Origin of the sequence: Winogradskyella marina (assembly GCF_015645385.1) — a bacterium.
GTDB classification, from domain to species: domain Bacteria; phylum Bacteroidota; class Bacteroidia; order Flavobacteriales; family Flavobacteriaceae; genus Winogradskyella; species Winogradskyella marina.
Genome location: NZ_JADOET010000013.1, coordinates 62255 through 84503 on the forward strand (window position 1 = coordinate 62255; position 22249 = coordinate 84503).

Annotated in this window: 20 protein-coding genes; all 20 read left to right on the forward strand. The window is 32.1% G+C overall.

Annotated features, from left to right (window positions below; genetic code table 11):
• The 20 genes from ITJ86_RS13790 to ITJ86_RS13885 all read left to right on the forward strand — a co-directional run bounded on the left by ITJ86_RS13790 (position 1) and on the right by ITJ86_RS13885 (position 21985).
• On the forward strand, positions 1–1143 hold the full coding sequence (locus ITJ86_RS13790; RefSeq protein WP_195872234.1) for a glycosyltransferase: 1143 nt from the start codon (positions 1–3) through the stop codon (positions 1141–1143).
• Positions 1133–2059 (forward strand): glycosyltransferase family 2 protein, encoded by a 927-nt coding sequence (locus tag ITJ86_RS13795; RefSeq protein ID WP_195872235.1) that lies wholly within the window; start codon positions 1133–1135, stop codon positions 2057–2059. Before ITJ86_RS13790 ends, ITJ86_RS13795 begins: the two co-directional genes overlap by 11 nt.
• Positions 2056–3153 carry a glycosyltransferase gene (locus ITJ86_RS13800; RefSeq protein ID WP_195872236.1) on the forward strand — a complete coding sequence of 366 codons (1098 nt, stop codon included), beginning with the start codon at positions 2056–2058 and terminating at the stop codon, positions 3151–3153. Before ITJ86_RS13795 ends, ITJ86_RS13800 begins: the two co-directional genes overlap by 4 nt.
• 44 nt (positions 3154–3197) lie before the next feature.
• On the forward strand, positions 3198–4172 hold the full coding sequence (locus ITJ86_RS13805) for a glycosyltransferase family 2 protein (protein ID WP_195872237.1): 975 nt from the start codon (positions 3198–3200) through the stop codon (positions 4170–4172).
• 11 nt (positions 4173–4183) lie between these two features.
• Complete coding sequence (locus tag ITJ86_RS13810; protein ID WP_195872238.1) at positions 4184–5305, forward strand: glycosyltransferase family 4 protein; 1122 nt, start codon at positions 4184–4186, stop codon at positions 5303–5305.
• Between the two features lie 12 nt (positions 5306–5317).
• Positions 5318–6259: a sulfotransferase gene (locus tag ITJ86_RS13815; RefSeq protein ID WP_195872239.1), complete on the forward strand. Its 942-nt coding sequence runs from the start codon at positions 5318–5320 to the stop codon at positions 6257–6259.
• Between the two features lies 1 nt (position 6260).
• The gene (locus ITJ86_RS13820) at positions 6261–7178 is read left to right on the forward strand and encodes a PIG-L deacetylase family protein (RefSeq protein ID WP_195872240.1); all 918 of its coding nucleotides are present in this window, start codon (positions 6261–6263) and stop codon (positions 7176–7178) included.
• A gap of 48 nt (positions 7179–7226) precedes the next feature.
• Positions 7227–7895, forward strand: a complete 669-nt coding sequence (locus ITJ86_RS13825; protein WP_195872241.1) for an acylneuraminate cytidylyltransferase family protein — start codon at positions 7227–7229, stop codon at positions 7893–7895.
• A 102-nt stretch (positions 7896–7997) separates the two neighbouring features.
• A complete protein-coding gene (locus ITJ86_RS13830) occupies positions 7998–9038 on the forward strand; it encodes an N-acetylneuraminate synthase family protein (RefSeq protein WP_195872242.1) in 1041 nt (346 codons plus the stop codon).
• A 213-nt stretch (positions 9039–9251) separates the two neighbouring features.
• Complete coding sequence (neuC, locus tag ITJ86_RS13835) at positions 9252–10376, forward strand: UDP-N-acetylglucosamine 2-epimerase (RefSeq protein WP_195872243.1); 1125 nt, start codon at positions 9252–9254, stop codon at positions 10374–10376.
• 175 nt (positions 10377–10551) lie between these two features.
• On the forward strand, positions 10552–11820 hold the full coding sequence (locus ITJ86_RS13840; RefSeq protein WP_317190634.1) for an MBOAT family O-acyltransferase: 1269 nt from the start codon (positions 10552–10554) through the stop codon (positions 11818–11820).
• 7 nt (positions 11821–11827) lie between these two features.
• Positions 11828–12787 (forward strand): hypothetical protein, encoded by a 960-nt coding sequence (locus ITJ86_RS13845; protein WP_195872245.1) that lies wholly within the window; start codon positions 11828–11830, stop codon positions 12785–12787.
• Positions 12787–14178, forward strand: a complete 1392-nt coding sequence (locus ITJ86_RS13850) for a hypothetical protein (RefSeq protein ID WP_195872246.1) — start codon at positions 12787–12789, stop codon at positions 14176–14178. The genes ITJ86_RS13845 and ITJ86_RS13850 overlap by 1 nt, the downstream gene beginning before the upstream one ends.
• A gap of 3 nt (positions 14179–14181) precedes the next feature.
• Complete coding sequence (locus ITJ86_RS13855; protein ID WP_195872247.1) at positions 14182–15342, forward strand: glycosyltransferase family 4 protein; 1161 nt, start codon at positions 14182–14184, stop codon at positions 15340–15342.
• Positions 15343–15347: 5 nt separating this feature from the next.
• Positions 15348–15899 (forward strand): serine O-acetyltransferase, encoded by a 552-nt coding sequence (locus tag ITJ86_RS13860; RefSeq protein ID WP_195872248.1) that lies wholly within the window; start codon positions 15348–15350, stop codon positions 15897–15899.
• Positions 15896–17041: a glycosyltransferase gene (locus ITJ86_RS13865; protein ID WP_195872249.1), complete on the forward strand. Its 1146-nt coding sequence runs from the start codon at positions 15896–15898 to the stop codon at positions 17039–17041. The genes ITJ86_RS13860 and ITJ86_RS13865 overlap by 4 nt, the downstream gene beginning before the upstream one ends.
• Positions 17042–17096: 55 nt before the next feature.
• Positions 17097–18161 carry a glycosyltransferase gene (locus ITJ86_RS13870; RefSeq protein WP_195872250.1) on the forward strand — a complete coding sequence of 355 codons (1065 nt, stop codon included), beginning with the start codon at positions 17097–17099 and terminating at the stop codon, positions 18159–18161.
• Between the two features lie 15 nt (positions 18162–18176).
• Positions 18177–19568: an O-antigen ligase family protein gene (locus tag ITJ86_RS13875; RefSeq protein WP_230080313.1), complete on the forward strand. Its 1392-nt coding sequence runs from the start codon at positions 18177–18179 to the stop codon at positions 19566–19568.
• The gene (locus ITJ86_RS13880) at positions 19525–20535 is read left to right on the forward strand and encodes a glycosyltransferase family 4 protein (RefSeq protein ID WP_195872251.1); all 1011 of its coding nucleotides are present in this window, start codon (positions 19525–19527) and stop codon (positions 20533–20535) included. The genes ITJ86_RS13875 and ITJ86_RS13880 overlap by 44 nt, the downstream gene beginning before the upstream one ends.
• Positions 20536–20590: 55 nt before the next feature.
• Positions 20591–21985, forward strand: a complete 1395-nt coding sequence (locus tag ITJ86_RS13885; protein ID WP_195872252.1) for a sugar transferase — start codon at positions 20591–20593, stop codon at positions 21983–21985.
• Positions 21986–22249: the final 264 nt, after the last annotated feature.

Here is a 22249-nt window from a genome sequence, read left to right on the forward strand (position 1 = left end):
ATGAAACTCCTCTTCGTAACGCACGATACCACACGTACAGGAGCACCTATGGTGATTTTGCACTTTTTACGTTGGTTACGTGTACATAAACCAGAAATTAAAGTAGATGTTATTGCTCTTAAAGGAGGTAATATGGAGGAAGATTTTAAAGCGAATTGTACAACGTATTATAATTATGCTTTAAAAACAAAAAAAGAGCCTTCGCCTTTTATTAAAGTTGTATTTAAGAGGTTAAAACTATATACCCCTAAAAATATAAAAGATGTATTTCTGTCAAATTTAGCAAGTAACGAGTACGATGTTATCTATGCTAATACTGTAGTTTCAATTCCTGTAGCTATAAATTTGAAAACGTTTTATGCCAAAACTAAGGTTATTGCTCATGTGCATGAACTAGAGGTGGTTATTAGAAGTTTATTACCTGATTTTAATGATTATTTACCACACATTTCAAGAATTATTGCACCAGCACAATTAGTGAGAGAGAACTTATTTAATAATTGGGGCATAAATGAGAATGATGTAGACGTAGTTTATGAGTGTGCTAATGTAGAGTTGCCCTTAGCAGTAGAAGAAAAAAAAGCTAATTCTAATTTTATAATAGGTGCATCTGGTACAGTGCATTGGAGAAAAGGTTATGATTTGTTTATATTAGTTGCACGCTATATAAAAGAGCACTATGCAGAAGCTGATATTATTTTTCAATGGGTTGGTGGTTTGCCTAAAAACATCAAATATATAATTGAAGAAGATTTAAGAAAACTAAGACTACAAGATGATGTCTGTTTTATAGGAGAGGTTGATAATGCTAGTACCTATTTTAATGATTTTAATGTGTTTTTAATGCCATCAAGAGAAGATCCTTTTCCGTTAGTTTGTATTGAAGTCGGTTTATTAGGAAAGCCAATAATTAGTTTCGAACAAGCAGTTGGTACTAATGAAGTTTTGGAAAAAGGCGGTGGGTTTATAGTTCCATACTTAGATGTAAAAGCTATGGCTGAAAAAATAATGATTTATTATAATCAAAGAGATTTGATTAAAATACATGGTGACATCAATAAAAAGGAATTTGGAAAGTTTACACCAGAATATATTTGTCCTCAATTGTATAATGTTATAGAAACGGAATTGAATGACGCCTAAAGTTTCCATAATCATTCCTAACTACAATCACGTTAATTTTATACAACAACGCTTAGATTCTGTTTTTAATCAAACAGTTCAGGATTTTGAAGTCATTTTATTAGACGATGCTTCTTCAGATAGTAGCGAGCAAGTTTTGTTATCTTACAAAAATCATCCAAAAGTAAGTCATATTATTATTAATAATGTCAATTCAGGAAGTCCGTTTAAACAATGGGAAAAAGGAATTAAATTAGCTGTTGGAGAATATATATGGATAGCAGAGAGTGATGATTTTTGCGAACTAAATTTTTTAGAAACGTGTTTAAAGAATAAATCTGATAATTCTCAAATTTGTTATGTTCAAAGTGTTGATGTAGATGAATTAGGGGATGTTTTGAAAGATAGAATAAGTTATACAAAAGAGTTTAACCCAAATATTTGGGAAGATAATTTTTCAATCCTAGGGATTCAATTTGTAGAAAAATATCTCTTAAAAAAGAATGTAATACCAAATGCAAGTGCTGTTTTGTTCAAGCGAAAATTAATTAAGCCAGATTTATTTAATAAAGAGTTGACTTCAATGAAAATGTGTGGAGACTGGTTTTTTTGGATTAAATTGATTTATCATACGGATATAACTTTTATTAACAAAAAATTAAACTATTTTAGAAATCATAGTGAAGTAAGTCGAAATCATTATGATTTACATAAACAAAAACAGCGTGTCTTAGAAGAAGTAGTTATTAGAGAATTTTTATTTAAAAATCACAAATTAGAGGATAAAACAAGTGTGAAAAAAATGCAAAAAAAATGGTTTAATGCACATAAAAAAAATGAATTTTTAGATAAGAGTTTTTATAAAATTTCAGAAGGTTTTTTATCTAAAGCTTCATTGTTTTATAATTTTGTTGTTTTTAAAATAAAGTCTTTATGAATATAGCCCTTTTTTCCCCTTCCAAGAACCCATATTCGGAAACATTCATTCAAGCACATAAAAATTATTTGAAAGGGAATATGTTTTATTTTTATGGGAGTGGATCGGATATTAGATTAGAAGGTGTTGGCGAATTAGAAGCTTCATTTTATTATGATTTATTGAAAGTAAAAGGAAAACTTCTTGGTAGAAAATATGGATACGCTTGGGAGCAAGTTTTACTTAAAGCTTTAAAAAAATATAAAATAGATGTTGTCTTAGTTGAATATGGAAATCATGCTTTTTATCTAAAAAATGTATTAAATAAATTAAAAATACCTATTGTCGTTCATTTTCATGGAGTGGATGCAAGTAGTAGATATATTATAGAGTATTGTAATAATTATAAAACTGTTTTTAGTTTTTCTAGTAAGGTTATAGCTGTATCAAAATTAATGGTTCAAAATTTATTTGATTTAGGGTGCCCTATGGAAAAGCTAGTATGTAATCCATGCGGTCCAAATTCAGATTTTTTTAATGTAAAAGCTAAGTTTTCTAAAAAACAATTTATTGGTATTGGTCGTTTTGTAGATAAAAAAGCACCTTATTATACTATTTTAGCGTTTAAAGAGGTTTTAATAAAGTACCCTGAAGCTATACTTTTATTAGCTGGTAAAGGATTGTTATTAGATACCTGTATAAATTTAGTTAAGTCTCTAAATCTTGAAAAAAACGTATCTTTTTTAGGTGTTATTACGCCTCATGAGTTTCAAAATTATTTAAGCGAAAGTTTGGCATATGTACAGCATTCTATAACGGCGAGCTCTGGAGATAAGGAAGGTACACCTGTAGCTGTTTTAGAAGCGAGTGCAGCAGGTTTGCCAGTAATCTCAACTAAACATGCAGGTATTCCAGATGTAATTATTGAAGGTGAAACAGGATTATTATGCAATGAACATGATGTTGTAAAGATGACCCAAAATATGTTGTTTTTATTAGATAACCCAAAGAAGGCTATATTGATGGGGGAACAAGGAAGAAAGAATATTTCAGAGCATTTTACTTTAGATAGGCATATAAGTATTTTGCAAAAAATTATTGATGATTTAGTTTAATTTATAAGAATTGAATACTCAAACAATAAGTACAATCTATATTTATGAGCAATTTCCCATTAATTTCAATCATTATACCAACTTATAATCGTGCTCATCTTATTGGGGAAACTTTAAATTCTATTATAGACCAAAATTATACAAATTGGGAATGTATAATAGTAGACGATGGGAGTACAGATAATACAATTAAAGTTATAGAAGGCTATTGTAGGAAAGATAATAGGTTTCAATATTACCAAAGACCCGAAAATCGTCTGTCTGGTGGTAATGCAGCTCGTAATTATGGTTATGAAATGTCTCAGGGAGAGTTTGTAAATTGGTTTGATAGTGACGATATTATGTTGCCAAATTTTTTAACTGAAAAATTAAAAATTTTTCAACATTATCCTAGTTTAGATGCTGTATTGGGTTATGGTGCTTATTTTGAGGAGGACAAGGCTGTATTAGAAGTTCGTAAGCCTAAATTAGATGGAGATAACTCTTTGGTGGACTATGTGTCTTCTAAATTATTTTTTATAACACATGGACCTTTATGGAAAAAATCCTTTTTAAGGAATAAAGTATTGTATGACGAAAATAGAATTAAACTTCAAGACACAGAGTTTCATTTCAGAATGTTAATAGAAGGGTTAAATTTTAAATTTTATGAACCTGACTTTTTATTTTTAATTCGCAGAGGAGATGATAGAATTTCTGCTAAGAAGACTCTAACCTTAAAAAAACTTGAAGCTGTTTTTAATTATCACTATTTTACTTCTCAGAATACGCAATATGTATCTTTAAGATTTAGAGAGCTATATCAGAAAATAACGCAGTTAAAAACATTACAAGCCTTTTACGAAATGCTAGTACGTCAAGAAGAATTGAGTATAAGATTAAGATTAGCTAAGAGCTATAAACATCAAGTTAACAGTACTATTAATAGCTTTTCACACACTACTTTCCATAAAATAAAATTGCACGTAGCAATTGCAATTATAGTATTATTTAGAAAGGGGTTTTTATTATTAAGATAACAACTAATATTATGCTTAAAAACATATTAATATCACATAATTCCATTCCTACAGAGACTATTGGCAGTTGGAAACGTATGATTACAGATTTAAATGAATATGATGGTAGTATATTTGATTACATAATATGTCCTTTAGAGAATAGAAGCTTTCTATCTCATAAGCATATTAATGTTAAAGGTTACCGACAATCAAAATTATTAAACAAGTTTGTAAAGTTTTACAGATATAGAGATTATATTTTAGCATTAGATAAATTGTTAAAAAGAGAACAACACTTTATAATTACAATTATCGATAATTACGGGATATTGCTAGCGGTGGAGCACTATTTATTAAAAAACAACAAAAGAAAATCTATAAAAATTATTTTTTTACAACATGGTCATAATTATTATTTAAATCCACAAAAAAAACAAGAATTTTTTAATGCCATAGATCTATTAGTCGTACTGACTAAAGCTTCTTATAAAATTCAGTTATTAAACGTACATGCAATTCCCTGCCGTGTAAAGCAGCTTTATAATGGTGTAGATTCTAGTTTGTTTAAAGGCGTGAGCAAAGAAAAGCAAAAGCAATTAAGGGAAAGTCTAGGTTTTAAACCCAACAAAAAATACTTTTTATGGTTATCTCAAGATAGAAAAAAGAAAGGGCTACATCTTATTTTAAAAGTATGGGAGGAAATTAATAAGACGCATAAAGATATAGAATTGCTTATCATTGGGACGAAACAACGTTTTAATATTCCAAATGTTACAACATTAGGGATTATACCTAACAAAGAATTACCTATGTATTATAGCCTTTCTGATTTTTATTTATTTCCTTCATTGTGTTATGAAGGGCATTCATTATCCTTAACAGAAGCTTTAAAAAGTGGTTGTTATTGTATTGCGTCAGATTTAGGAGCAAATTCTGAAGTTTTAGGTTATGGAGATTATGGTCAACTTGTAGAAAATCCAAACTTTGAAAAATCTTGGGTTGATGCTATTAACTATGCGCTTAAATTATATATTAGTAATGCTTTAGAAAACCCTTATTCTTCTAAAACCCCTAAAAATATTTATGATTTAGCGGAGTGGCGTAAGAAAATTACGGAAATTATTAATCTAGAAAAATGGAGTGTACACTAGTACGTTACAAATATGAAAACAAGTAAACCGCATTTCATTATAGCCGGAGAAAGAAGGTCAGGAACTACTACACTCTATGATTTGTTATGTAAGCATACAGAAATAGGAATGTTAAATATATCAGATTATGATTTTTTTATTGAACCAGAATTGTTTTCAAAGGTTCAACCTAGGGATTCTAGATTGGGTAATTGGGAGGATAATCATGATATTTCAGACTATTGGGAACTATTTTCAGATCATTCAGAACCGGTTATAGGGCAAAAAGATGCCGATTTACTATGGTGGAAATCTTCCCACGAAAGACTTGCTAAATTTTTACCTGATACGAAATTCATAATTGTTCTAAGGAATCCCGTGAGACGTGCGGAAAGTCACTATTTTAATGAGTTATCTAAAGGACGTGAAAAACTCAGTTTTCGTGAAGCTATCGATAGAGAAGAAAAGACCGAATTAACAGATTGGGAATGTTTGCACCTACAATATAAAGCAAGAGGCTGCTATGCTAAATCATTGACGGAATTTTATAAATATATTTCCAAGGAAAAAGTAAAAATTGTCATTTTAGAAGAACTCATAAATAATTATGAAGTAGAAATTGAGTCAATTTGTAATTTTTTAGAAATCAATCAAAAAGAATTAATAAATCTTAACCCTATACATTCTAATAAAGAAAAACTATTAAAAAGAAGGGCTTTTGCAAAAACACTACCCTTGAGAAAAATATTTGATCTTTGGGAGCGTCTAGTAGAAGGTGTTATTGTAAGAGTTACTAAAAATAAGAGTAAACGAGAAATTTTTAGAAAATATTTAATGAGCTTTTATAAATATTCAAAACGTAATAATAGTAGTAATTCTGATAATGACAGTGTGAAATTATATTTAGAAAATTACTATAAAAAATACAACATTGAGCTTGAAACATTAATTAAGAGACCTTTAAAATATTGGTAAGATGTTCAGAAGAATTATAAATAAAGTAGAATCAATATACCAATATAGATACTTATCTCGAAATGAAAAAGCGAGCTATAATTTCTTATTAAAGAATGTATTTAAAGGAACTGATATTGAATTTTTAGAAAAAGTTTGGCAGTTAGATCACTTCAGAGAAGTTCTGGATCTTCAGGAAATTAATAAGAAAAAATTAAAAAAAGTTTTAATCTTAGCTCCACATCAAGATGATGAAGTAATTGGTTGTGGAGGTCTTCTTAAAAAATTAGTAGACCAAGGGAGTGAGGTGCATATAGGATTCTTAACTGATGGAGCAGAATTATCTAACCCTATAGAATCAGTAGTCACTAGGCGTAAAGAAGCGGAAAACTTATGTAATTACTTAAAAGTAGGTGTCCGAAACCTAGAGGTATGTAATATTAATTTAAAAATTAATAAATATCATATTGAAACCTTGACGTCTTGGTTTAGAGAAGATTGGGATGCTATATTTACAGTATGGCCTGTTGATCATCCTCCTAAACATCGTTTATGTGCATACATGGTTGGCAAGGCACTTAAAAACAGCGCTAAAAAAGATTTTCCTTTGTATTTATATGGAGTGCACACCGATGTATTAGCAAATTTTTATGAAGATATAACTGATGTGATTGATGAGAAAGCAGATCTCATTAACTTTTATCCTTCTCAGATGCAAGCTCAACGTTACGATCATTTATCAAGAGGTTTAGATGCTTGGAGATCTCGTTTTTTGCCCGTTTCAAATGAACCAAGATTTATAGAGACTTTTTTTAGAATTCCAATAGAAGCCTATGATGATTTTCAAAGTGTTTTTGACAAATCTAATATTAATAAACTATTCAAGGGGCACGAGGCCTGTATACGTAGTTTTCATATTATTAAGAAAATTAAGAATTAATTATCTGTTTTTATCGAAGTCAAGAATGGTTAAATATAAATTTGTTAAATGAAAACTATTGCAATTATACCAGCTCGTGGAGGATCTAAAAGGTTACTAAATAAAAATATATTGCCTTTAGGGAGTATGCCTTTAATAGGGCATAGTATTAAATATGCTTTTGAGCAACCTGAAATTGATGCTGTGTATGTTAGTACAGATGATGAAAATATAAAACAAGTAGCTATAGAACACGGCGCAAGTGTTATTGATCGGCCTAGCATTTTATCAGGAGACTTGGAGCCCACAGTAAGTGCTTTGCAACATGTTTTAAAAGAGTTGAATGATAATGAAATTGAAACCGTTGTGTTATTACAACCAACAAACCCTTTGCGTCCTAAAGCACTATTCAAAGAGGTGTTTACAGAATTTAAAACTAAAAATCATTCGAGTGCCTTTACAGTTACTCGAAACCATGATAAGTTGGGGCAGATTTTAAATAATACATTTGTACCCTATAATTATACGCCAGGACAACGCAGTCAAGACTTAGAGCCTTTGTATTATGAAAATGGTTTGTTATATATTACAGCTGTAAATGCTATACGTCAAGGCTATATTATGACCGAGGATGCTTTTCCTTTTGTAGTTGATCATCTGTTTGCTAAAGTAGATATTGATACACAAGACGATTTTGATTATGCTGAGTTTTTGTTAGAGAAATATAAAGAAGAATAGAAAATAGTATTAATCATATTAAAATAGTTATTATTTATATCGTTATTCAACTATAAAAAAATAACTTATTACTAATTAGTTTATAATAATAAAATCATAATAATGAAACCATATATAGAAATTTCAGGCCGAAAAATAGGTGCAGATTATCCACCATTAGTTATTGCAGAAATTGGTATCAATCATGAAGGTTCTTTAGAAGTTGCTAAAGAGATGGTAGATGCGGCTGCTCGTGCTGGTGTGGAAATGGTAAAACACCAAACCCACATTGTTGAAGATGAAATGAGTGGGGCGGCTAAAAAAGTAATTCCCGGAAATGCAGATATTTCTATTTATGATATTATGGCCCGTTGTGCGTTAAATGAAGCTGATGAATTGGCTTTAAAACAGTACGTTGAAAGTAAGGGTATGATCTTTATTTCTACCCCTTTTTCTAGAGCTGCTGCAGAACGCTTAGAACGTTTTGATATTCCGGCCTATAAAATTGGTTCTGGAGAATGTAATAATTATCCGTTATTAGAACACATTGCACAATTTGGAAAACCTGTTATTTTAAGTACAGGCATGAATACCATCGAAAGTGTAAAGAAAGCAGTCGCTATCTTTGATAAACATAAAGTTCCTGTTGCCTTATTGCATACCACTAATTTATATCCAACACCTATTCATTTGGTGCGTTTTGGTGCGATGGTAGAATTGCACCAGGCTTTTCCTGATAAAGTCTTTGGTTTAAGTGATCATACGCTTAATAACAATGCGTGTCTAGGCGCTGTTGCTTTAGGAGGTAGTATTTTGGAACGTCATTTTACCGATCATATGCAACGTACAGGTCCAGATATTGTGTGTAGTATGGACGAGCAGGCCTGTAGAGATTTAATTGTGAATAGTGCAGAAATGGCACTTATGCGTGGAGGAACCAAGGCACCAGCCAAAGAAGAACAAGTGACCATAGATTTTGCTTTTGCAACGGTATGTACTATTGCTCCCATTAAAAAAGGAGAGGTGTTTACTAAAGCCAATATTTGGGTGAAGCGTCCAGGAACTGGTGAGATTTTAGCAGAACATTTTAATGATTTATTAGGGAAAACGGCAATTGTAGATTTAGAGGAGGATGTACAGTTACGGTTGGAAGATGTGAAGTAGATGACTATTTCAATATAAAATGTTATTCAGACAATAAAAGGAATCTCTATTGATATGTGTTTGGATTTCATTCCAAAGGTTCTAGGAATCTTTCTATTGATGAGATGAAACCATTCTTAATCTTTTATCATTTCAAATAAAAGTCTTAAAATTGTTCTCAATTTCAGAAGATTGAAATCAACGAGTACCAAAACGATTTAAATACTTTTATTCATGAAGCAGATTGTATTCCTAACAGGCACTCGAGCTGATTTTGGAAAACTAAAATCATTGCTTGCTATTTTGCAAGATTCTCTTGATTTTGAGCCTCATATTTTTGTGACAGGAATGCATCTACAACATTTGTATGGATACACTTTGATAGAAATAAAAAAGAGTGGTTTTAAAAATATTTATACGTTTGAAAATCATACCGATGAGGCTACAATGGATTTGACTTTGGCTAAAACCATTTCGGGATTTTCAGACTATATTAAGAGTATAGACCCCGATTTAATTGTGGTGCATGGAGATCGGGTGGAAGCTTTGGCAGGTGCTATTGTTGGAAGTTTAAACAATGTGTTAGTCGCACATATTGAAGGGGGCGAAGTTTCTGGAACGATAGATGAACTCTTACGCCATGCCACGAGTAAAATGAGCCATGTCCATTTTGTATCTAATGATCAAGCGAAATCACGATTAATTCAGATGGGGGAGTTGGAAAGTGCTATTTATACAATAGGTTCACCAGATGTAGATATTATGTTTTCGGATACCTTACCAGATTTAGACACGGTAAAACATTATTATGACATTCCTTTTGAAAGGTATAATATCGTCATGTTTCATCCTGTGACTACAGAAGCTAAGGAGATGTCTTGTTATGCAGAAGCTTTTGTAAATGCATTATTAGCAAGTAAAGATAACTATGTCGTAATTTATCCGAATAATGATTTAGGTAGTCAATCTATTTTAAAAGCGTATACACGTTTAGAAAATAATACACGATTTAAAGTTTTTCCCTCATTACGTTTCGAATATTTTTTAACGCTGCTGAAACATGCCCAATGTATTATAGGAAACAGCAGTGCTGGGGTACGTGAAGCACCTTATTATGGCATTCCTGTAATTAATATTGGGACACGACAACAAAATCGTGTCACTCATTCTGAAATTATAAATGTAGATTATAGTGAAGCTGCTATATTGGAGGCTTTACACCAGATTCCTAAATTGACTATAGAGCCCATGACACCACAGTTTGGAGGAGGTGATAGTGGTGCTTTGTTTTTAAAGAGTTTACAAGAAGAAGCATTTTGGTTATTAAATCATCAAAAACAGTTTCGAGATGTTCTTTAATTCTTTGGATTTTGCCTTTTTTTTACCATTAGTTTTTCTTTTTTATTGGTTTGTCTGTAATAAAAACTTAAGGTTTCAGAATATATTCTTAGTTTTCGTTAGCTATATTTTTTATGGGTGGTGGGATTGGAGATTTCTTAGTCTTATAATTTTTAGTTCTCTTTTAGATTTTATATTGGGGAAAAAAATAGCAAATACTGTTGATAAAAATAAGTCTAAATTCTTTTTATATACAAGTGTTATTGTAAACCTTGGTTTTTTAGGTTTTTTTAAATATTATAATTTTTTTGTTCAGAGTTTTGCAAATAGTTTTAATTTTTTAGGCTTAAACTTTAATGTGTCAACCTTGAATATTATATTACCGGTTGGAATAAGTTTCTATACATTTCAGACTTTAAGCTATTCAATAGATGTTTACAGAGGTAAGATAAAAGAAGCAACAGATCCTATCTCATTTTTTGCGTTTGTTAGTTTTTTTCCGCAATTGGTTGCTGGGCCAATAGAAAGAGCGACTAATTTATTACCACAATTTTATAATAAACGGGTTTTTAATTATGACAAAGCTGTATCTGGAGCGAGATTGATACTTTGGGGATTTTTTCAAAAAATAGTGATTGCAGACGGTTGTGCTTTATATGTAAATGACATTTTTGAAAATTACTTGTTATATTCTAGCCCTACACTTATTTTTGGAGCAGTATTATTTGCTTTTCAGATTTATGGTGATTTTGCAGGCTATTCTAATATTGCAATAGGAGTCAGCCGTCTCTTTGGATTCGATCTAATGAGAAATTTTAATTATCCTTATTTTTCAAGAGACATTGGTGAATTTTGGCGTCGTTGGCATATATCATTATCCACATGGTTTAGGGATTATCTATATATTCCTTTGGGAGGGAGTAAAGGTAGTAAATGGAACAAGGTTAGAAATGTTTTTATTATTTTCATTATAAGCGGTTTTTGGCATGGAGCAAATTGGACATTTATAGTTTGGGGAGGACTAAATGCATTATTTTTTTTACCACTACTCATTAATAATAAAAACAGAAAGTATCTTAATGATATATCTCCAAATCATTTTTTACCTTCTGTAAAAACTTTTTTTCAAATATGCTTTACATTTACACTAACTAGTTTCACTTGGATTTTTTTTAGAAGTAAATCGGTCTTAGATGCAATACAATATGTTAAAAGAATATTTATAAACAGTGATTATTTAACGTTATCTTCAGACAGAACAATGAATGTTTCTATTAAACCTTTATTATTAGCTCTAATTCTATTTGTTTTGTTTGAATGGTATAATAGAAATAGAGAATCAATTGTTGGTGGAGATATATTTAAGTTTTCTTACATGAGATATGGTTTGTATTTTGTAACTATAATTATGATTATTTTGAATATAAGTAATGAAGCAAATGGGTTTATTTATTTTCAATTTTAATTAGTTTATGAAAAAATTTATAATTAAGCTTATTAAGATATCTTTTGCTTTATATGGTGTGTTATGGATATTACAATTTATAATAGACACAGGTTTAAGGAAAAGTACTGATGATGTTTTTGTAAGTTGGAATAAAATATATAAAGGAGAAATTAATGCTGAAATCTTATTTTTAGGTACTTCAAGAACACTCAAGCATTATGACCCAAGAGTTTTTGAAAAAGAATTAAAGATGGTGAGTTATAATTTAGGTACTTATGGAACTCATTTTGATACTCAATTTTTAATTCAAAACCCATATTTTAAGTATAATAACAAACCAAAAATTATAATACAGAATGTAGATATAACAGCTTTGTTTAAGACCGAAGAATTAACTAATAAACAACAATATTTTCCTTATTATAAATTAGAAAATTATAAGTTGCTTAGTTCTTTTGATAAAAATATAACAATTGAATATCTGCTACCAATGTATAAATATAGAGGATACTCAGATGTGATTTTAAATTCATTACATTCTTATTTCGGTATTAGTAAAGACTTACAAAATATAAAAGGATACATTCCTAAAGATGAGATGTGGAATGATACTTTTAAGCAGCGATTGAAATATCTTAAAGGTGAAAAATTCAAATATAGTCATATCAATTTTGATAGTAGATTTAAGGTTTTTAATAATTTACTAAATGATTTGGAAGTCAATAGTGATAAAATTTTTCTTATTTGGGCACCTGAGTATATTGGCAGGCAAAAGTTAGAAGAGGAAAAAATCATGTATGTGAAAGAAAGGTATAACCAATTAGCAAAGAACGATAAAACTTTATTTTTTCTTGATTTCACAAATGATCCTATGTGCTTGGATACGACATATTTTTATGATTCATATCATTTAAACAAAATTGGGTCAGAAAAATTTTCCCGTCAAGTAAGTGATAGTATCGTGAAACATTTAAAATTAGATTAATGGATACAAAAACTAGGAAAGTATTATTTGTTGTTCCGGATGGTGTGGGTATAAAAAACTATTTATATTCCAAAATCCTAACGTATCTCAAAGCAGATGATATTCAGATTGTAATATGGTCACCTTTACCTAAGGTCGTATTTGAAGCAGTAGAACGCTTGCACCATATTACAATTGAATACAAATACATAGAGTTAGAAGTAGAATCACCACTTACACGTTTATATCGTGAGGCTACTACGTATGCACGGTTAAAACACAATGCTAAACTTAAAAATAATACTTCTATTCTAACCAATTGGCCCACAGTTAAAGGGTTTAGTAAACGTGCTTGGTTACAACGCGTATCTAAAGGTCTTGGAAACTATTTAGCTAAAGATTATAAACGTATTTTGAATTTTGAAACCAAAAGCAAAAAATATTGGTCTAAATCTATAATTAATCAATTTAAATTTGATTTGGAGGCTTTGCAACCTCAAAGTGTTTTTATAACACATCAGCGAGTAGCCAGTTTAATGCCCATATGTTTAGCGGCAAAACAATTAGGGATTACGATACATACGGCTATTTTTTCTTGGGATAATTTACCTAAGGCACGTTTGTGTGTAGAAGCTGATTACTATTTAGTTTGGGGAGCGTGGATGCAACAAGAAATGGCAGATTATTATCCTGAAATACCTACAGAAAACGTAAAATTGGTTGGAACGCCACAATTCGAATTTTATTTGGATGACTCAAAGCAGTCAACACGTGAACAATTTGCGAAGCAAAATGGATTAGATGTTAATAAAAAATGGATTTGTTTTAGTGGCGATGATGTGAAAACATCACCTTATGATGCGGTGTTTTTAGAAGATGTTGCTGAAGCACTTGCTCCCTATCAAAATCAATTACAATTAATTTTTAGACGTTGTCCAGTTGATTTTTCGGACCGATATGATGTAACACTTGATAAATATAGCACTTTAATTACTTCAATAGATCCATTATGGAATACTCCAAACGATACTGGATGGACAGGGTATTTTGCGAAATATGAAGATATTAATATGCAGGTTAATTTGGCTAAGCATTGTGAAACTGTTATAAATTTGGGATCAACTATGGCTCATGATTTTACGATGTTCAATAAGCCATGTTTGTATTTATACTATAACCCTGTTCAAGATCATGATTGGAATGTAGACACGATCTATCAGTATCAACATTTTAGAAGTATGTCAAGTCTAGATGCTGTAGGTTGGTTAAAGTCTAAAGCAAGTCTTGCAGAAGATATTTTAAAAACCATTAATCAACAGGAAGTCGTTGCTCCTGATCGAAAAAAATGGATGGAAAATGTTGTATTACAACCAGTCACGGTAACGTCTAAATTGATATCTAAACTCTTTTAACTTATGCATATTTGTTTTATAACTAATGAGTTTCCGAAACCAGGCTATCCGCATGGAGGCATAGGAACTTTTATAGCAACCTTAAGCAAGGTTTTGGTAGAAAAAGGAATAGAGGTTAGTGTAGTTGGAAAAAATTATACAGCAAGTGAAGAAATTGAATCTATCAACGGAGTAAAGGTTTATAGACTTTATGCTAAAAAAATAAAAGGTTTAGAATGGTACTTCAACACACAAGTTATTGCAAATAGAATCAAAGCGATTCACTTAGAATCACCAATTGATATTGTAGAAGCCTCGGATATGGGTTTGGCTTTTTTGCCTAAATTAAAAGGAGTTTCTTATGTTATTCGTATGCATGGAGGTCATCACTTTTTTTCAGAATCTGAAAATCGAAAAATAAACCCTTGGCGGGGATTTCAGGAAAAACGATCTTATAAAAGCGCAGATGCTTTTGTGGCTGTTTCAGATTTCGTTAAAACACATACGTCTAAATATTTATCTTTAGAAAACCGTCTCGTCGAAAGAATTAATTATCCTATAAATTTAAATCACTTCCAACCGATCGAGGTTCCGGTAGTACCTAATCAAATTGTTTTTGCAGGCACGGTTTGTGAGAAAAAAGGAATTCGACAACTCATTCAAGCTATGGCTTATATTTTAGAAGAATTTCCAACCGCTAGTTTAGATATTTGTGGTAGAGATTGGTTTTATCCTAATGGCGATTCTTATATAGAAATGCTCAAAGCAACAGAGATTCCTAAATTAAAATCAAATGCAGATAGTGTTACTTTTAAAGGGGTAATTGATTATAATGAATTGCCAAAAGTATATGCAGCTGCTCACGTATGTGCGTTTCCTTCTCATATGGAGACTTTGGGTTTAGTAGCACCTGAAGCCATGTGTATGATGAAACCTGTATTATTTACTAAAGAAGGTCCTGGGCCAGAAGTTATAAGTCATTGTGAGACAGGCTTATTATGTAACCCTTATGATGCTTTAGATATAGCAGAACAAATTAAATGGATATTTAAAAATGCTGAAGCTGCAGATAAAATGGGTGTTAATGCTCGTAAAAGTGTATTAGAACGTTTCAACATCAACAGCATTGTAGAACAGAATATTACATTTTATAACCGAATTATTAATAGTAATAAATCCGTGTAATTAAAATGTTTTCAAAATTTAAAAAGGATATAACTAAATATAAGGATTATAGTAACACTAATAGTTTAGTTTTACTACTCACTCAGCAAGGGCTTTGGGCCTTATTTGTATATCGTATTTCGAATTTAATTTATGTTAGTAGTATGCCAAATGTATTGAAGCGTATATTATTAATACCTTGCTTAATAGCTCAAAAATCGATTGAGATATTAACAGGGATATCATTACCTTACTCGGCTACCATAGGTGAGTCTTTCTATATCGGACATTTTGGGGGAATTATTATTAACGCAAATGCTATTATTGGAAATAATTGTAATATTTCTCAAGGTGTCACTATAGGTGTAAGTGGTCTTGGGCAAAAGCGTGGTGTACCAGTAATAGGTAGCGATGTTTATATGGGAGCAAATGCTGTAATTGTAGGAAATATTAATGTAGGCAATGGAGCGGTTATAGGTGCTAACTCTTTGGTAACAAAAGATGTTTTGAGTAATACAACCGTTTTGGGCGTTCCGGCAGTAAAAATAAATGAGCATAATTCAAAAGGGTATATATGAACAATAAAACGAAAAAATTATTAACCATATCTTTAGCACCAACCATCTTAAAAGATGGGAAATATTGGTCGTATTCTCCTTATGTCAACGAAATGGATGTTTGGTTTAAATATGCTGATGAACAAAGAATATTGGCACCTTTCTCTTATCCTGAAGATGTTTTGATAAAACCTTTTAGTACGAAAACTATTAAGCGGTATTACATTCCATTTTTTGCTTTCAATTCTATTTTTAATACTCTAAAGACTTTATTGATTATGCCGCTAGTGGTTTTTCAAATGATTAGAGCTATGGCTTGGGCAGACCATATTCATTTAAGATGTCCTGCAAATGTTAGTTTAATTGCATGTTTTGTACAAATTTTATTTCCATGGAAAAATAAGTCAACAAAATACGCAGGGAATTGGGACCCTAACAGTAATCAACCTTGGTCTTACCGTTTACAACAAGCCATTTTAAGGAATACGTTTTTAACCCGAAATATGAAAGTGTTGGTCTATGGAGATTGGCCTGGTGAGACTTCTAATGTGTATCCTTTTATTTCGGCAACTTACAAGGATGAAGAGCGTGTGCCTTTTAAGGCTAAAGATTATACTGAAGAATTAGTTTTTGTATTTGCAGGTATGCTAGTGCCAGGGAAGCGCCCCTTATTGACCATACAGTTTATAGAAGCCCTAAATAATAAAGGGATTTCGGCACGGCTGGAATTGTTTGGAGACGGGCCTTTACGCCCGGAACTGGAAACTTATATATTAGAACATAAGCTTGCAGATTGTATTACTATGCATGGGAATCAAGATAAAATGGTTGTGAAATCGGCTTTATTAGGCGCGCATTTTAATATTTTATTATCGAAAAGTGAAGGTTGGCCCAAAGCTGTGGCTGAAGGGATGTTTTATGGGTGTATTCCTGTAGCGACTTCGGTATCTTGCGTGAGTTGGATGCTGGGACATGGGATTCGGGGTATTGTTGTAGATGCGGAATTGGACTCGGCTGTAAACCATTTTTTAGAGGTATTCCATTCAGACTATTTAGATGCCATAGCAGAAGCATCGTTACAGTGGTCGCAGCAATATACTTTTGATCGCTTAGAGGGCGATATTAAGGCTGTTTTAGAAGGGACTTTTGAAAGTCAAGTTTAAACAGACTAAAAAAATTATGCATAGTTTTTATTTATTTAACTAACAAGAAACAATATTGCGCGTATTACAATTAATAGATAGTCTAGAAGCAGGGGGAGCCGAGCGAATGGCGGTAAATATGGCCAACGCCTTGGTTGCTAAAATAGAGCGATCCTATTTGTGTACTACGCGCGCTGAAGGGGTGTTGCGAGATGGCCTCTCTTTAGACGTAGGGTATTTATTTTTAAAGCGCACCAAGACCTTAGATTTAGGTGCTTTAAAGCACTTGTGGCAGTTTGTGAAGCAAGAAAGGATTACCGTGGTCCATGCACATTCGAGTTCGTATTTTATGGCGACTCAATTAAAATTGATCGTTCCTAGTATAACATTGATTTGGCATGATCATTATGGGAATAGTGAGTTTTTAGATCAACGTCCCGTAACCGTTTTAAAATGGTGTTCGTACTTCTTTAAAGCCATTATAACCGTGAATGCTCAATTGGCAAGATGGGATAGGACACATTTACATTGTAAACAGGTTCAGTTTTTGCCCAATTTTGTAATGGCTTATGATACAGAAGCTGTCACTACTCTAAAAGGAACTATTGGAAAACGTATTTTATGTTTGGCTAATTTACGAGCACAAAAAGATCATATCACGTTATTATATGCTTTTAAGAAGGTGTTAGGTGTTGCTCCAGACTGGACATTACATTGTGTTGGGAAAGATTTTAATGATGCTTATAGTGCAGCAGTTCGGGATGAGGTTACTGTTTTAGATTTGGACAATCGGGTGTTTTTTTATGGGAGTTGTCCCGATAGCTCACATATTATTGGTCAAGTTCAATTGGGAGTGTTATCATCAGCTTCGGAAGGTTTACCTTTGGCTTTGTTAGAATATGGACAAGGCGGTTTAGCCGTCGTAGCCACGGATGTTGGCGATTGTAAGCAAGTGATTCCTACAACTGACTGTGGTACTTTGGTACCTGCCGCAGATGCTGAAGCTTTAGCGAATGCGTTATTACGCTATATTGAAGACAGCGAATTACGAAACCGTACCGCTAAAGCTTTAAAGGGCTATGTTGCAGAACAATTTTCTGAAGAAGCGATTTTAGAACGGCTATTAACTATATATGCTTAAATTTGCCCGCTAGATATGGGAATTAAATCAAAGAGAAAGAAAAAATATCATTTTACCAATGACTTGTATGTGCTGTTGGTGGTGCTGCATTTATGTATAGGTGCTGGGATTTATTATATCCCCTTATTCTCTAAGCTGTATTTTACGGTAGTTTCTCTATTTTTTATAGGAAAGGTATTAATGTCTCCTACATCGTCTAAAACCATGTGGGTCCTGTTTGGCTGTGCCTATATGGCTGCAGCAGAGTCTTTCTTTCGGATGACTGGTGGTGGCTTGTTTTATGAGTTTTCGAAATATTATATTATTTTATTAGTGCTTATTGGGATGTTTTTTACTGGGGTGTCTGGGAAAAGTTATCCTTATTTTTTATATCTTATTTTATTGGTGCCTTCGGTTTTAGTTGCTTCTACCACTCTAGGTTACGATTTAAATTTTAGGAAATCTATTGCTTTTGTGTTGAGCGGTCCTGTTTGCTTAGGCGCTTCTGCTTTATATTGTTATGATAAAAAGGTGACACAAGAACAGCTGTTGCAAATTTTAGCTTGTATGAGTTTTCCGGTGTTATCGATGATGGTGTACTTGTTTCTATATAACCCGAGTATAAAAGAGGTGTTGCAAGGTACAGGGTCAAACTTCGCTGCATCTGGAGGGTATGGGCCTAATCAGGTCTCAACTTTATTAGGATTAGCAATGGTTGCTTTAACGGTTCGGTTTTTTTTAAAATCGCCTAGTTTTTTTTTAAAGGTATTTAATCTGGTATTATTAGCTTTAGTATCGTTTAGAGCCTTGGTGACTTTTAGCCGTGGAGGAGTTGTTGCTGCCGTTATGATGATGGTTGGTTTTTTGGTAGTGTTGTATACACAATCCAAGTTTAAAAGGCGCCAACAAATTATAGGTTCCTTGATTTTATTGTTTATTGGAGTCTCTATTACTTGGATGATAACGGCAAATCAAACAGACGGTATGATCGAAAATCGTTACACAAATAAAAATGCAGCAGGTGTAGAGAAAAAGGATTTGTCTACGGGGCGAGTAGGTTTGTTTGTAAGAGAGTTTCAAGGATTTATAGATCATCCCTTTCTAGGTGTGGGTGCAAATGGGATGAAACAAGTACGTTTGGAAGAAGAAGGGAAAATTATAGCGTCTCACAATGAGGTGAGTCGGTTGTTTTCTGAGCACGGTATTCTTGGGATTATTATTTTGATTATTTTAATAGTAACGCCATTGGCCTATAGAAACCAGCATAAAGGGAATCTATTATTTTATTCGTTTTTAATTTTTTGGTTCGCCACCATTAATCACTCCGCCATGCGTATTGCGGCTCCTGGCTTTATCTATGGTTTAGCTTTATTACATGTTACTTATGAGAAAAAACGTACTATACGTCGGGAACGCCTTATCCAATAAAGGAAAAACGAGTACAACTATTGATACCTTAAGTGAGCGCTTAAGTGAAAATTATGTTGTTAAAATTGCTTCTAATAAATCAAATAAAATATGGCGTTTATTTGATATGGTATTTTTAGTGTTAAGATATCAATCAAAAACAGATTATGTACTCATTGATACGTATAGCACAGCTAATTTTTATTATGCTTTTATTATTAGTCAGTTATGTAGGTTGTTTAACCTTCGGTATATCCCAATTTTACATGGTGGGAATTTGGAACAGCGGTTAAAACATAACCCAAAGTTAAGTGGATATATTTTTAATAATGCTTATAAATTAATAGCACCATCGAATTTTTTAAAAACAGTTTTCAACCGCTTTGGTTATCCGGATGTATTGTTTATATCGAATACGATTGATATTGAGGGTTATACATGCTTAAAAAGAGAGATTAAGACTATAAATATGCTTTGGGTGCGGTCTTTTGCTTCCATTTATAATCCAGAACAGGCAGTGTTAGTCTTAGAGCAATTGATACGTAATAATTATAAGGCTACATTAACCATGGTTGGCCCTGATGTGGATGGCTCTTTAATTGCTGTAAAACGTATGGCAGCAGCTAAACAACTGGATGTAAATTTTACTGGAAAATTAACTAAAACAGAGTGGCTGGAACTATCCAAAGGTTCTAATGTTTTTATTAACACTACTAACTTTGATAATACTCCTGTAAGTGTAATTGAAGCTATGGCTTTAGGTTTGCCTGTAGTTTCTACTAACGTTGGAGGTTTACCATATTTAATTAGTGATAAAGAAGACGGTCTTTTAGTGCCGCCGAACAATACCGATGCCATGGTTAATGCCATTATAAAATTAAAATCAGATGAACATTTGAAAGATAAATTAGTTACTGCGGCAAGATCTAAAGTTGAGAACTTTGCTTGGGACTCAATAAAAATAAAGTGGGAAAGGCTTTTGTCTTAATTTAATGTTAAAATCCAATTGAACTTGTTATATTTACATCACTATAATGCTTAAAATGTCGCAAAAAAAAAGTATTCATTTCGAAGTTTCCGAGCGCAAAATTCTATTGAGGATTGTTGACTTGATTGTGGTGTTTATTGGCGTTTATGCTCTAAGTTATTGTTTTGATTTTGAATATGTTGAAGTCAGTATGGCCAATAGCATTGCCTTAATTTTATTAGGAGCCTATATTATATTACTAGGAACAATCTTTGAGTTGTATGATCTTCAAAAAGCGAGTCGGATAGAGTCGACATTTAAAAATACGGTATTAACGGCCTCTACTGTTGTACTGTTTTATTTATTGACTCCTATATTATCTCCTGAGTTGCCAAATGAACGTATGCAAATCGTCTATCTTTATTTGGCCGTTATTGTTTCGATTCTCTTGTGGCGTCTTGCATATATTCATTTAATTGAGTCTCCTCGTTTTTACAAACGTGTACTAATCGTTGGTGAAATATCTAATATCGATAGCTTAGTCAAAGCCTTAAATGCTTCGGATCCTAATTATAAAATAGTTGGTTTTATAAATAGTGAGGAGTCATCTAATGAATCTGTAATATTTAAAGGACTTCCAGAGTTTGAAGCCAAAGATTTTTTAAACACGATTAATAAAGAACGGATATCTGAGATTTTGGTGGCTAGTTCTAATACAGAAGCTATAATGGCGGAGGTGTATCACGATTTAATTTCGTTATTAGAGCGTGGTTTTAAAATTAGGGATTATACCCAAGTTTATGAAGAGTTACTGCATAAGGTTCCTATTCAATTTGTAGGTAAAGACTTTTATAAATATTTCCCATTTAGCCGGAATAATGAGAATAAGCTCTACATATTTATACAACGTGCTTTTGATATTGTTTTTGCCATTATTGGTTTGGCAATTGGCATCTTATTATTACCTTTTATACTAGTAGGGAATTTAATAGGAAACCGAGGTCCTTTGTTTTATACACAAGAGCGTGTTGGTAAGAATAGTCAACTTTTTAATATATTGAAGTTAAGGAGTATGGTTGTAAATGCTGAGGCCAATGGTGTAAAATGGGCTCAAAAAAACGACAGTAGAATTACGGCCTTTGGTATGTTTTTGAGGCGCTCTCGATTGGATGAAATCCCACAGTTTTACAATGTCCTTAAAGGTGAAATGAGTATTATAGGACCACGACCAGAACGTCCTTTCTTTGTGAATGAGTTATCTCGTGCGATTCCTTTTTATGAAACACGACATATTATAAACCCAGGACTAACCGGTTGGGCTCAGGTTAGTACACGTTATGGGTCTTCAGTAGATGATAGTCTTACTAAGCTTCAATATGATTTGTATTATATTAAGCATCGCAGTGTTTTTTTAGACTTAAATATTTTTATAAAAACGCTTAGTACTATTTTGTATTATAGGGGGCAGTAAAAGGGTGTTGGTCGTTTAGTCGTTAGTTGTTTAGTTTGAAGTTGGAAGTTGGAAGTTGGAAGTGTGGAGTATTAAGTATTAAGAACAAAGTATTAATTACAAAGTATAAAGGTATTAAGTATTATTTGTAATGTGAGACGTCTAATGTATACTGCTTTTTTAGATTGATTGCTTTTTGATTGTATTATATTGTTTTGTAAGTTTTTGAGATGTAGTGTGTTGTTGTGCTACGAAAGATTTTAGACTCCTACACCTTTAAATTAA